The organism is Rhodovulum sp. DZ06 (genome assembly GCF_050586345.1).
In the GTDB taxonomy this organism is placed as follows: domain Bacteria; phylum Pseudomonadota; class Alphaproteobacteria; order Rhodobacterales; family Rhodobacteraceae; genus JBOCEF01.
The window spans coordinates 1-11,864 of sequence record NZ_JBOCEF010000078.1; the positions used below are offsets into that span (position 1 = coordinate 1).

Annotated in this window: 11 protein-coding genes; 5 read left to right on the top strand and 6 right to left on the bottom strand. The window is 73.5% G+C overall.

The features are described from left to right. Positions 1–76: 76 nt before the first annotated feature. From ACQ5SO_RS20670 to dapD, 4 genes are all read right to left on the bottom strand, one after another. Positions 77–430: a hypothetical protein gene (locus tag ACQ5SO_RS20670; RefSeq protein ID WP_430943549.1), complete on the bottom strand. Its 354-nt coding sequence runs from the start codon at positions 428–430 to the stop codon at positions 77–79. Between the two features lie 47 nt (positions 431–477). Next, entirely contained in the window at positions 478–1,302 is an 825-nt protein-coding gene (locus ACQ5SO_RS20675) for a hypothetical protein (RefSeq protein WP_430943550.1), read from the bottom strand. Between the two features lie 10 nt (positions 1,303–1,312). Next, on the bottom strand, positions 1,313–2,185 hold the full coding sequence (locus ACQ5SO_RS20680) for a hypothetical protein (RefSeq protein WP_430943551.1): 873 nt from the start codon (positions 2,183–2,185) through the stop codon (positions 1,313–1,315). Between the two features lie 83 nt (positions 2,186–2,268). Continuing rightward, positions 2,269–3,093, bottom strand: a complete 825-nt coding sequence (gene dapD / locus ACQ5SO_RS20685; RefSeq protein ID WP_430943552.1) for a 2,3,4,5-tetrahydropyridine-2,6-dicarboxylate N-succinyltransferase — start codon at positions 3,091–3,093, stop codon at positions 2,269–2,271. A 329-nt stretch (positions 3,094–3,422) separates the two neighbouring features. On the opposite strand from dapD, the gene ACQ5SO_RS20690 reads away from it, so the two are divergent. Both ACQ5SO_RS20690 and ACQ5SO_RS20695 read left to right on the top strand, forming a co-directional pair. Continuing rightward, a complete protein-coding gene (locus tag ACQ5SO_RS20690) occupies positions 3,423–4,271 on the top strand; it encodes an LOG family protein (protein WP_430943553.1) in 849 nt (282 codons plus the stop codon). Between the two features lie 346 nt (positions 4,272–4,617). Next, the gene (locus tag ACQ5SO_RS20695; protein WP_430943554.1) at positions 4,618–4,890 is read left to right on the top strand and encodes a hypothetical protein; all 273 of its coding nucleotides are present in this window, start codon (positions 4,618–4,620) and stop codon (positions 4,888–4,890) included. A gap of 508 nt (positions 4,891–5,398) precedes the next feature. Here ACQ5SO_RS20695 and ACQ5SO_RS20700 read toward each other — a convergent pair. Next, positions 5,399–6,145: a class I SAM-dependent methyltransferase gene (locus tag ACQ5SO_RS20700; protein WP_430943555.1), complete on the bottom strand. Its 747-nt coding sequence runs from the start codon at positions 6,143–6,145 to the stop codon at positions 5,399–5,401. A 142-nt stretch (positions 6,146–6,287) separates the two neighbouring features. Here ACQ5SO_RS20700 and moaA point away from each other — a divergent pair, with 142 nt between their 5' ends. The 3 genes from moaA to ACQ5SO_RS20715 all read left to right on the top strand — a co-directional run bounded on the left by moaA (position 6,288) and on the right by ACQ5SO_RS20715 (position 9,726). Then, complete coding sequence (moaA, locus tag ACQ5SO_RS20705) at positions 6,288–7,319, top strand: GTP 3',8-cyclase MoaA (protein ID WP_430943556.1); 1,032 nt, start codon at positions 6,288–6,290, stop codon at positions 7,317–7,319. A gap of 201 nt (positions 7,320–7,520) precedes the next feature. After that, on the top strand, positions 7,521–8,303 hold the full coding sequence (locus tag ACQ5SO_RS20710; protein ID WP_430943557.1) for an HAD-IIB family hydrolase: 783 nt from the start codon (positions 7,521–7,523) through the stop codon (positions 8,301–8,303). A 211-nt stretch (positions 8,304–8,514) separates the two neighbouring features. Continuing rightward, complete coding sequence (locus tag ACQ5SO_RS20715; protein ID WP_430943558.1) at positions 8,515–9,726, top strand: glycosyl transferase; 1,212 nt, start codon at positions 8,515–8,517, stop codon at positions 9,724–9,726. 138 nt (positions 9,727–9,864) lie between these two features. On the opposite strand, the gene ACQ5SO_RS20720 is transcribed toward ACQ5SO_RS20715, so the two are convergent. Further along, on the bottom strand, positions 9,865–11,433 hold the full coding sequence (locus ACQ5SO_RS20720; protein WP_430943559.1) for a hypothetical protein: 1,569 nt from the start codon (positions 11,431–11,433) through the stop codon (positions 9,865–9,867). Positions 11,434–11,864: the final 431 nt, after the last annotated feature.

The following is an 11,864-nucleotide window of genomic DNA, read 5'->3' on the forward strand; positions in this document are numbered from 1 at the left end:
GGCGCCGGCCTGTCCGTCTCGGCCCCCGCGGGGGGAGGAGGGGGCATGCATGCCCCCTCCTCCCCCTCGCACCCCGTCAGTCGTAGAAGGGCGTGACCTGGACCACCAGCACCGCGTTCTCGGCGCGGGCGCGCTCCATCAGCTCGCGATCCTCGTCGGGGATCTCCTCGCCCGCTTCCTCGCGCTCCTCGAGGCTGCCATAGCCCTGCACTTCCAGGGGCACGAGATCGGCCTGCTTGAGGACCGCGACGGTCTCGTTCACCGCCTCGTTCTCATCCACGCCCGAGGCATAGCACATCAGCGCGGCGCCGGTGGCATCCTCGGGCAGCCCGTCGCCCTCGCCGCGGCCGACCTCGACCACCAGGGTGAACACCTGCTGCGGGCGCTTGGCCTTCTTCGGCTTGCCCTCGATGGGCTTGTCTTCGGACATGGGCGGGCTCCCTTCGGGGGGCGGCGCGGGCGGAATCGGCGCGCGGGTCAGAACAGCGGCCCCTCATACGGGATCGGCGGGCCTGCGTCGAACCCCATGCCGCCGGGGCGGGCCGTCTCCCGCTCCATCACCCCGCGGAGGCCCGCCAGCAGGGGCGCGCGGCTTGCCGGCGGCAGCGACAGGAGCGCCGCGTGACCCCACCGCCATCGGTCGGCGACAAGACGACACTCATCGCACTCCGCCAACGCGCGCAGCACCGTCCAGGCAAGGCAGGCCGCCCAGCCGCGGGCCGAGGGTTCGCTCGCGGTCGCATCGACGCAATCCCAACCGTCGCTCCACGCGGCTTTGAGGCGGCCCGTGCGCAGGGCCTCCCCGATCTCGCGCTCCGTCGCCGCCCGCGCCGCGCCGGCCGCCTGCGCGATCACCGCGAGGTCCTGCGGGGCCAGGTCCCGCGCGACGGGGAGCAGCGCGGCGGCCAGCGCCGCATCGGGGGCCGAGATGCAGTCATCCGGGCTCGCCCCGACCTCATCGCGCGTCGCGGCGCCCGCCTCGATCCGCGCCTTGAACCCGGCGCAGAGGATCGCGCGCGGGCCATCGGAGAGCGCCCGGATCGCCGCCGCGTGCACGTCCCAGGCCAGCCCGTCCACGGGGCCCGAGGCGGGCTGCGCCTGCCCCTCGGCCAACGGATGGGCGAGGATCGGGACCAGCCTTTCGGGCGCGATGGGCGCGGGGTCGTAGAGCGCGCCTTCGGCGGCGCGCAGCGCCTCCGGGTCCGCGCCCGCGGGGATCAGCGCACAGAGGTCCGAGAGGGTCTGCGCGACCGCCTCCCCCTGGGCGTTCGGCCCCCTGCAACGGTAGCGCCCGATGGACATGCCTCCCCCTTCAGCCGCCGAGGCCGCTCCAGGGAAGGGCCTCGTCCGGCGCGGCCTGCTCCGCCGCCTCCACCGGCGCCAGGTGGGCCTCGAACACCCCGCGGAACCCCGCCAGCAGCGTGTCGCGCCGGGCGTCCGACAAATCGTCCAGCGCGGCGCGCCGCGTCTTCCACAGGCGCTCCGCGGCGATGAAGGCGACCGAGGCCCGGTCCGGCCCCTCCGCCGCCGCGTCCAGCGCCCGCAGCAGCAGCAGCGCCACGCAATGCGCCCAGCCGGTGCGGGCCGGGATCGCGGCGGTGTAGTCGATGCTGTCCCAGCCGTCCGACACGTCGGTGCGCCCGGCGGAGAGGATCAGCTCCAGCCCCGCCGCCTCCGGCTCCTGCCGGAACCCGGTCGCGCCATGGGCGGCATAGGCGATCACCTGCGCGCGCTGGCCCGGCGCCATGCTGCGGGCGAGCTTCCACAGGTCCGCCCGAAGCGCCTCGGGCGGGACGGTCATGCAGGCCTCGGGCGGGATGGCGTCGGCGCCGAGATCCCCCAGCCCCAGCAGCGCCCGGATCCGCAGGCCCGCGCAGATCGCGGCGCGCACCGGGCCGGGGGCGCGCTGGATGCGGCGGCCATGCAGGGCCCAGAGCGCGGCATCCCCCGGCACGTCGCCGAAGCCCGGCGCGCCCTTGGGCGGCGCCTCGCCCGCCCGCTGCGCCAGCCCCTTCTTCAGCGCCTGCGCCAGCGCGGGCCAGAGGCGGGCGGCGGGCGCCCCGTCCTCGGACAGCACCGCGGCCGCCGTCCCCTCGCGCCGGTCGGGCGGGGCGATGGCGGCGAGGGCGGCGAGGTCGGCGGCGACCTGGGCGGGCGCCTCGAGCGGCGAAAGGTCTTCGGTCATCGCATCATCCTTCCCCATCGGGGGCGCAACGCAAAGGGGCGGCCCGCGCCGGGCCGCCCCCCCTGTTCGGCGCGTCGGCGCGATCAGTCGCGCAGCAGCTCGTTCACCGAGGTCTTGGAGCGGGTCTGCGCGTCGACCTTCTTCACGATGACCGCGCAATAGAGGTGCACGCCCTTCGATTCCATCGAGCCCGCCACGACGACCGAGCCCGCGGGCACTTCGCCGTAGCTCACTTCGCCGGTCTCGCGGTCGAGGATCTTGGTGGACTGCCCGAGGAACACGCCCATGCCGAGGACCGAGCCCTCGCGCACGATCACGCCCTCGACCACCTCGGAGCGGGCGCCGATGAAGCAGTTGTCCTCGATGATGGTCGGGCCGGCCTGCATCGGCTCCAGCACGCCGCCGATGCCGACGCCGCCCGAGAGGTGCACGTTCTTGCCGATCTGGGCGCAGGAGCCGACGGTGGCCCAGGTGTCGACCATGGTCCCCTCGTCGACATAGGCGCCGAGATTGACGAAGGACGGCATCAGCACCACGCCCTTGCCGATATGGGCCGAGCGGCGCACGACGCAGTTCGGCACCGCGCGGAAGCCGGCGGCGCGCCACTGGTTCTCGCCCCAGCCGTCGAACTTGGACGGCACCTTGTCCCACCAGCCGGACTGGCCGGGGCCGCCGGGGATCATCTCCATGTCGTTCAGGCGGAACGACAGCAGCACGGCCTTCTTGGCCCACTGGTTGACCTTCCAGGCGCCGGTCTCGGTCGGTTCGGCCACGCGCAGCGCGCCGGATTCCATCTGGTTCAGGGCCTCTTCCACCGCCTCGCGGGTCTCGCCCGTGGTGGAGAAGGTGATGCCGTCGCGCGCCTCCCAGGCGGCTTCGATGGTCTTTTCAAGATCGGCGTGGCTCATGCGGTCGCGCTCCCGTGGATGGTTCTGGCGCCCCCGAGCAGGGGACGTCCGGGCCTCGGGAAGGGGCTATAGGGCAATTGGACCGGGCGGCGCAATGCCGGGACCGGCGCTGCGGGGGCCGGGAGCGACCGGCGCGGCGCCGGCGGGCGCCGTCCCCGCCTCCGTCCCCGCCCGCGCCGCGCCCCGGCCCGGCATCGTGCCGCGGCGCGCGCGGCTGGCGCCGGCGCGCCGCAGCCCGTACTGATCGAAGGGACGACGCAACCGCGCCGCGCCGCCCCCCGCCCGCCGGAGGGGCGGCGCCGCGCCCCTGCCCCGGAGCCCTTCCGCCGATGACCGACAAGACCGACCGCCGCTCCGTTTTCCGCTCCGCCGAGCAGGACATCTCGGTGGCGGAAGCGACGCCGCACACGCCCCAGACCGAATCCCCCGCCTATCGCCTCGCCTTCCACGACCACGAATTCATCAAGCGCGAGGAGATGCGCCCGGTCCGCCTGCAGCTGGAGCTGCAGAAGATCGAGATGCTGATGAAGGACGAGGAGATCGAGAGCACGGTGGTGATGTTCGGCGGCGCCCGCATCCCGCGCCCCGAGGAGGCAGGCAAGGCGCGCACGAAGCAGCTCGCCGCCCTGGCGCATTACTATGACGAGGGCCGGCGCTTTGCGAAGATGTGCACCGAGGACAGCATCGCCAACCATGGCGGCAAGCGGCGCGTGGTGGTCACCGGCGGCGGCCCCGGCGCGATGGAGGCGGGCAACCGCGGCGCGCACGAGGCCGGGGGCCGGTCCATCGGCCTCGGCATCGTGCTGCCCTTCGAACATGCGCCCAACGAATACGTGACGCCGGAGCTTTCGTTCAACTTCCACTACTTCGCCATCCGCAAGATGCATTTCCTGATGCGCGCCGAGGCGATCACCGCCTTCCCCGGCGGGTACGGGACGATGGACGAGCTGTTCGAGACGCTGACCCTGATCCAGACGGGCCGGATGGAGCCGCTGCCGGTGCTGCTGTTCGGCAAGGACTTCTGGACGTCGGTGGTGAACTGGGAGGCGCTGCGCGACAGCGGCACGATCGGCGAGGACGACCTGAAGCTGTTCCGTTTCGTCGACACCGCCGAGGAGGCCTGGGAGGCGATGACCACCTGGGCGCATGAGTGGCAGCAGGTTCCGCGCGCGAAATAAGCCGCACCGCGCCGCACCGGGCCTTGCCGGGCCGCGCACGGGCGCCGTCTTCGGACGGCGCCCGTTTGCGTTCCCGGGGGGGCGTTGCGCGGCGGGGGGCGGGAGCGCGCGCTGGGGCGCCTGTCGTTAACCCTCGTCTGGCACTGTCGAGTCCGATCACGGTTTCAGCGCGCAAGGATGCGACACCTTGCGCATTGTGCATCGCAGCATACCGCGCGCATGCTCATCCTCACGCTGACTCCACCCAGCACGCCGCGGGCCCGCGGCAGCAAGGCCGACCATCTCATCGCGCATCGCGCGGCCCCCGTGCCGGGACCGCCGCCGACGCGCCGGAAGGAGACCGCCCATGCTGCCCGAAGATCTCGCCCGCCTGCTGTCCTTCCACGACCGCGCGGCATCCACCGGATCGGGGCTGAACCCGCGCCTGCTCGAAATGCTCGAGGCGCGGGCCGAAGCGCATCGCAAGGGGCCCGCGCCCGACGCGGCGCTGCCCGGGGACGGGCGCGTCAGCGGCCCGCCGATGCGCCCCTGCCCGACGACGGTGGCCGAGGCCATCGCCTCGGGCAAGGTGCTGGCCTTCCCGACCCCCGCCATGGCGAAGCTGCGCGCAAGGGCCTGAGGGGCGGGGCGGCGGCCGTCCCCCCGGGCGTGTCCGGGCCGCGCGCCGGGGACACGGACCGCGCGCCGAAAGGCCCCCGCGGGGAGGCGCAAGAGGCGCCGAGCCCTCGGGCCCCGTGCGCCGGGACCCGCACCCTCGGGCCCCGCACCCCCGGGATCGGGGCCAGGGCGCCCGACGGGGCCTGCCGCGCCGCGACCGCCGCACCGGGGGCGCAGCGCCTCGCCTCGCTAATTCGCCGCTCGACGGGCGCAGACCATGCGCAGCCTCTGGCGGCCCGGCGCGAAAGCCGGTCCTCGCCCCCGGCGACGGCCTGCCCCTCGCCCGCGGCCCGCTGCGATCCCGCGCGGCCGCCCGCGCGCTTCACCGACGATCCATCGCGCCACGCCTGCCGCCGCGCCCGCGCGCCCTGCGCCCGGCCCGCACGCCCCCGCTCCCCAGGCGCGCGAGGCGCGGCCGAGCGGGGGGCTCGTCCCCCCGAGGCCGCGCCTTCCGCCCGGCCTGGCCCGCCTCAGCCCCGCCGCAGCCGCATCGCCAGGAATCCCGGCCGCCGCTCCAGCCGCGCGAAGCGTTTCGGATCGCGCGTCCGGAACCCCTCGGTCGGGCGCGGCTCGTGCAGCTCCTCCAACACGAACCCCGCCCGCAGCGCGGGATTGACGAAATCCTGCAGGCTGCGCCGGAACCCGTGCACCGGCGCCGGGTCCCCGAAGCCGCCCCACTCCGCCGATACGCGCTCCACCTCGAAATACCGCTCGGTCGCGAAATACTCCGCGTCGAAGGCGGGGTGCGAGGCCGAGACCACGCAGACCCCGCCCGCCCGCAGCGCGCGGAAGAACCCGGCGAAGGCGGCGTCCCAGTCCGCGACGTAATCGAGGCAGAGCGGCGCGCAGACCGCGTCCGCCCAGCCGTCCGGCACGCCGGTCCCGTCCTCGATCGCCCGCCGCTCCACCCGCACGCCGGGGCGCCCCGCCAGCCGCGCGGCGCAGAGCGCGGCCATCTTCGCGCTCGCATCGGTGCAGACCAGCTCGGCCGCGCCCGCGTCCAGCAGCGCCCCGGCGTAGAACCCCGGCCCGCAGCCGACATCCAGCACCCGCTTCCCCGCGACGTCGCCCAGCAGGCCCAGCACCGCCGGGCGGTCGTAATGGGCGTTGTGCGGCTTGTCCCCGGCGCGGGCGGCATAGCGCTCGGCCAGCGCCTCCCAGCTCTCAAGCGCCGCGGGATCCGCGCCGCCCGCGGCGCCCTTGTCCTCGCCCGTCATCGCCCCATCCTTCGCCGCAGCGCCCCGTCCCGCGCGCCGGGCGCCACTTTGGTCGGGGTCCCGCCCTGCGGCAAGCCGCCTTGCGGCCCCGGCCCCGCTTCCCTACCTTCGCGCACTCGCACCACCCCGGGGAGAAGCCGACATGACCACGACCGCCGACGCCGGTTTCGCGCCGCTGATCGACCCCTTCGCCCGGGCGATCACCTACCTGCGCGTCTCGGTGACCGACCGCTGCGACTTCCGCTGCGTCTACTGCATGTCCGAGAACATGACCTTCCTGCCCAAGAAGGACCTGCTGACGCTCGAGGAGCTTGACCGGCTGTGCAGCAGCTTCGTGTCGCTCGGCGTGAAGAAGCTGCGGGTCACGGGGGGCGAGCCGCTGGTGCGCCGCGGGATCATGACCTTCTTCGAGTCGATGTCCCGCCACCTGGCCTCGGGCGACCTGAACGAGCTGACGCTGACCACCAACGGCTCCCAGCTGTCGCGCCACGCGCAAAGCCTCGCCGATTGCGGGGTGCGCCGGGTCAACATCTCCATCGACACGCTGGACGAGAAGAAATTCGCCGACATCACCCGCTGGGGCCGCCTCAAGCAGGTGATGCAGGGCATCGACGCGGCGCAGGACGCAGGGCTCGCGATCAAGCTCAACGCCGTGGCGCTGAAGGGCGTCAACGACGACGAGGTCCACGACATGGTCGCCTTCGCCGGGAGCCGCGGCATGGACATCACCTTCATCGAGGTGATGCCGATGGGCGAGGACATGGGCGACGGGCTGCGCCTCGACCAGTACTGGCCGCTCTCGGACGTGCAGGCGAAGCTGGCGGAGCGCTGGACGCTGACCGACAGCCCCCATTCCTCGGGCGGGCCCGCGCGCTACGTGGACGTGGCCGAGACCGGGCGGCGCATCGGCTTCATCACGCCGCTGACGCATAATTTCTGCGAAAGCTGCAACCGCGTGCGGCTGACCTGCACCGGCCAGCTGTTCCAGTGCCTCGGGCAGGAGACGGAGTTCGACCTGAGGAAGGCCCTGCGCGACAACCCCGGCGACGACGCCCCCGTTCGGGACGCCATCCGCCACGCGATCAGCCACAAGCCCAAGGGCCATGACTTCGACTATTCGCGCCAGAAGGTCGGGGGCAGGATGACCCGCCACATGTCCCACACCGGCGGCTGAGCCTGCCGGGCGGGGACTGCGGCGGGGGGAGCGGGCGGCGCGCGCGCCCGGCCCCCGCGCGGCCCCTTATAACACGCTGACCGCGTTCGGGTTTTCCTTGCCCACCTTCGCCCCGCGGCGCAATGGCGCCTCGCGGGGCGTTTGCCTTCGCGCCCCGCCGCGTTAGGGTCTGAGTCCCAAGGGCCGAGGCAAGGAGCCTGCATGACCACCCCGGACGGAGCGCCGCCGCCGCTCCTCGTCTTCACCGATCTCGACGGAACCCTCCTCGATCACGAGACCTATGACTGGTCCCCCGCCGCGGACGCCCTGACGGCGCTGGCCGAGGCGGGCGCGGTCGTCATCCCCGCGACCTCCAAGACCCGGGCCGAGGTCGCGCCGCTGATGGAGGCGCTGGGCCTCTCCGGCCCCGCCATCGTCGAGAACGGCGCCGGGCTGATCGGCCCCGGCGCGCCCGAGCCTTGCATCGACGACATCCGCGCCCGGCTGAACGATCTTCCGACCGAGCTGCGCCGCGCCTTCCAGGGCTTCGGCGACTGGACGGCCGAGGAAGTGGCGAAGCGCACCGGCCTGCCGCTTGAAGACGCCGAGCGCGCCCATGCCCGCGAGTTCTCCGAACCCGGCGTCTGGCTGGGCGACGACGAGATGCTCGAGGGGTTCGAATCCGCCCTCGCCCTCTCCGGCCTGACCATCCGCCGCGGCGGGCGCTTCATCCACGTGCTGCCCGGCGCCGACAAGGCCGCCCGCATGGCCGAGATCCGCGCCGGCTTCGCCCCCTGCCCGGCCATGGCCCTCGGCGACGCGCCCAACGACGCCGAGATGCTGGCCGCCGCCGATATCGGCGTGATCATCCCCAACCCCTCCGGCCCCGCGCCCTTCCCCGAGGGCGAGGCGCCGGGGCATGTCCGCACCGCCGCCGCGCCGGGCCCCGAGGGCTGGGCCGCCGAGACGCTGGCGACGCTGGAGGAGATCCGCGGCAAGGGCTGAGGCCCGCGCCGCCAGTTCCGCGGGCCCCGGCCCGCCGCCTTCCCCGCGGGCCCCAGGCCCGCCGTCTTTCCCGCGGGCCCGACGCCCGCACCGCATTCCCGGCGGGCCGCGACGCCCGCCCCCGGCCCGGTCCCGCCGCCGGGCGCAGACCCCGGAGGGTCGCGCGCGCCCCCGCGCCGCCCCGCCGCCCAACCCGCAAGGACGTTTCGACATGGCCGATTTCCACCAGAACGGCGTCATCACCACGCTGCATGACTTCCGCCGCCGCTCGACCGAGGATCTCGAGGCCGACCTGCGCCAGTTCGCGCAGCGCCGCCCGATGGCGCTGGTGCTGCCCGCGCTCTACTCCGAGCTCGAACGCCCCGCGCTGGCCAACATCGTCGAGCAGCTCAAGGGCGCGGACTACATCTCCAACGTGGTCATCGGCCTCGACCGCGCACATGAAGACCAGTTCCGCCACGCGCAGGAATACTTCTCGGTCCTGCCCCAGCGGCACACGATCCTGTGGAACGACGGCCCGCGGCTGAAGGCGATCCACGAGGAGCTGGAGGCCCAGGGCCTCGCCCCGCAGGAGCCGGGCAAGGGCCGCAACGTCTGGTACTGCTACGGCTACGTGCTGGCCGACCGGCGCTCCGAGGTGATCGGCCTGCATGATTGCGACATCACCACCTATGACCGGTCCATGCTGGCCAAGCTGATGTACCCGGTCGCCAACCCCGCCTTCCGCTACATGTTCGCCAAGGGCTTCTACCCGCGCCTGACGGACGAGAAGCTCAACGGCCGCGTGGTGCGCCTGCTGGTGCGCCCGCTGCTGATCGCGCTGCGCAAGACCATCGGCTGGCGCGAGACGCTGGAGTATTTCGAGGCGTTCCGCTACCCGCTCTCGGGCGAGTTCGCGATCCGCGCCGCGATCCTCGGGGACATGCGGATCCCGTCGGACTGGGGGCTGGAGATCGGGGTGCTGGCCGAGGTGCGCCGCCACCTGAGCCCGCGGGCGATCTGCCAGGTCGACATCGCCGACCGCTATGACCACAAGCACCAGCCGCTGTCCGAAGAGGACGCGACCGCGGGCCTGTCGCGCATGTCGATCGACATCTGCAAGGCGCTGATCCGCAAGCTGGCGCTGGAGGGCGAGGTGTTCCACGACGAGACCTTCCGCACCCTCAAGGCCACCTACCTGCGGGTCGCGCTCGACATGATCGACCTCTATGAGGCGGATGCGCGGATGAACGGGCTCAGCCTCGACCGCCATGCCGAGGAAAAGGCGGTGGAGCTGTTCGCGGGCAACCTGCTGGAGGCCGGGAAGATCTTCCTCGAGGCGCCGAACGAGGCCGCCTACATCCCGTCCTGGAACCGGGTGAATTCCGCCGCGCCGGACCTGCTGGACCGGATGCACGCCGCGGTCACCGCCGACAACGCCTGACCCGCGCGCCCCCGCCCGGACCGGGGGCGGCCCGCGCAGGAAAAAGGCCCCCGCCGGCGCGCCCGGCGGGGGCCTTTCGCATCGCGCGCCCGGGCCGCGGGCCCGGCGGGCGGCCGAAAGAGGGGCCGCCCGCGCCCGTCACTCCGCGCGGCGGATGGCGCAGAGATTGGCCTTGCGGTCGTACGCCACCTGCTCGAACGCCGCCGCGAAGGCCGCGTTGCGCCCGTCGAGCCAACTGCACAGGTTGGCCCAGTCCACCAGCACCTCGATCCGCTCCTCGGCGACGAGGTAGTTGAAGACGTCGCCCTCCTCGATCCGGGCCTTCAGCGCGGCGGGGTTCACCTTGCCGTCGAGGTTGATGGTCCGGTCATGCCAGAACCCGAGCGTGCCGGTCTGCACCGCCGCGGCCCAGGTGTCGTCCGCCACGTTGGCCGCGGCCCATTCAACCACCTGCCGGTGCCCCTGCGCATGGGCGCCGAAGACGCTGGCCCGCGCGGTCAGCGCGGCGGCGAGCAGCACGCAGCCCACCGCGGCGAGTTTCAGCGCCTTCTCGGCGCCGTCCCGCCCGATGGCGCGGGCGGCGGCCACGGCGACCGCGGTCAGCGCGATCATCAGCGGGATCGCCCCCGGCGAGGTGTAGCGCGACAGGAAGTGCCCGGCCCCGAAGAACAGCCCGTAATAGCCCGAGAGCATCGCGATGAAGAGCAGCCAGGCCGCCATGTCCGCCCCCAGCGCCCGGCGGCGCAGCGCCAGCGCGACATAGGCCAGCACCACCAGCGCGATGACCGCGGTCATGCCCCAGAGCAGGACCGGCTCCTGCCCGATCTTGCCCGGAACCGGGAACATCGGGGCCATGTGCTCGAACAGGGTCGTCGGCAGCCCGCGCAGGTTCTGGCCGAGCTCGGTATTGGTCGACTGGGCCGAGCCGCTGATCGGCACGATCGAGCCGAAATTGACCTTGTTGTAGACCAGCCAGGGCGCCGCGAAGACCAGCGCCGCCGCGCCCGCCGTCGCGCCCTCGCGCGCAAGCGCCTTCCACGGCCGCCCCTGCACCGCCGTCTGCACCGCGCGCGTGATCAGCACCGCCAGCACCAGGAACACCGCGTCGTTGCGCGACAGGAAGCAGATGCCCAGCAGCGCCCCGAGCGCGATCCGCTCGGCCGTCGTCGTCTCCCGCTCCAGCGCCGCGAGGCGGCCGAACAGCAGCATCGCCGCCAGGATCGACAGGTGGTACAGGCCCGTCTCCAGCCCGTTCATGGAATGGTAGACCAGCAGCGGCCCGCAGGCCCAGAGCGCGGCGGGGAACAGCGCGAAGACCGGCGAGGCCGAGAACGCCGCCAGCGCGCGGCGCGCGAACAGGTAGACCAGCGCGATCGCCCCGGCCGAGATCACCGCGTTCGCAAGGTGCACCAGCATCAGCCCCGCGCCCTTGTCCCCGCCCGCCAGCGCGAAGCAGGCCGCCTGCACGAAGGTCATCAGCGGCTGCACGCCGTTGGTCTGGATCGTCCCCTCGGACACCGACATGCCAAGGCCGATGGCCATGTTCCGCGCCACCGTCGCCATCAGGTAGCCGTCCTCGGTCATGTAGACCCAGGCCGCGCCCTCGGGGCCCATCGCCAGCGGGTAAAGGCGCAGGGCCATGCCGACCAGGATCAGCCCCAGAAGGGCCCGGCCGCTGTGACGGCCCACGGAATCGAGGAAATTCATGTCGCATCCATCAAGGCGCCGCGCCTCGCGCGGCCAAGAAACGCCCCCGAGCTAGGACGCCCCGCCGCCGCGATGCAAGGGGCGACGGCGGCGCGGGACGCGGGGTCGCGGGGGGGACGGGTTGCGGGGGGGAATGCGGGGCGTGGGGGGCGGTTGCGGGGGCTTCCGCCCCCGGTCCCCCGATCAAGGGGGGCAAGCCCCCCTTGAAACCCCCTTTATCCTGGCAGGAAAGCGCGAGGGTCGGGGGATGCGCGCCCTCCGCCGCCCGCGCAAGACGCAGATGCCGCGCGCCACGCCCAAAAAGGCCGCGGAGGGAGGGGGTGTGGGGGGGGGGGGGGGGGGGGGGGGGGCGCCCCCCCCCCAAAAAACACCTCCCCCCCCCCCCTCCCCTTTTTTTTCCCCCCCCCCCCCTCCACGCAAAAAGAAAAACT

What these genes read in the sequence shown, in the direction of transcription:
- ACQ5SO_RS20670 (WP_430943549.1), bottom strand. Translation starts at nt 430, where the DNA reads ATGTCCGAAGACAAGCCCATCGAGGGCAAGCCGAAGAAGGCCAAGCGC.
- ACQ5SO_RS20675 (WP_430943550.1), bottom strand. Translation starts at nt 1,302, where the DNA reads ATGTCCATCGGGCGCTACCGTTGCAGGGGGCCGAACGCCCAGGGGGAG.
- ACQ5SO_RS20680 (WP_430943551.1), bottom strand. Translation starts at nt 2,185, where the DNA reads ATGACCGAAGACCTTTCGCCGCTCGAGGCGCCCGCCCAGGTCGCCGCC.
- dapD (WP_430943552.1), bottom strand. Translation starts at nt 3,093, where the DNA reads ATGAGCCACGCCGATCTTGAAAAGACCATCGAAGCCGCCTGGGAGGCG.
- ACQ5SO_RS20690 (WP_430943553.1), top strand. Translation starts at nt 3,423, where the DNA reads ATGACCGACAAGACCGACCGCCGCTCCGTTTTCCGCTCCGCCGAGCAG.
- ACQ5SO_RS20695 (WP_430943554.1), top strand. Translation starts at nt 4,618, where the DNA reads ATGCTGCCCGAAGATCTCGCCCGCCTGCTGTCCTTCCACGACCGCGCG.
- ACQ5SO_RS20700 (WP_430943555.1), bottom strand. Translation starts at nt 6,145, where the DNA reads ATGACGGGCGAGGACAAGGGCGCCGCGGGCGGCGCGGATCCCGCGGCG.
- moaA (WP_430943556.1), top strand. Translation starts at nt 6,288, where the DNA reads ATGACCACGACCGCCGACGCCGGTTTCGCGCCGCTGATCGACCCCTTC.
- ACQ5SO_RS20710 (WP_430943557.1), top strand. Translation starts at nt 7,521, where the DNA reads ATGACCACCCCGGACGGAGCGCCGCCGCCGCTCCTCGTCTTCACCGAT.
- ACQ5SO_RS20715 (WP_430943558.1), top strand. Translation starts at nt 8,515, where the DNA reads ATGGCCGATTTCCACCAGAACGGCGTCATCACCACGCTGCATGACTTC.
- ACQ5SO_RS20720 (WP_430943559.1), bottom strand. Translation starts at nt 11,433, where the DNA reads ATGAATTTCCTCGATTCCGTGGGCCGTCACAGCGGCCGGGCCCTTCTG.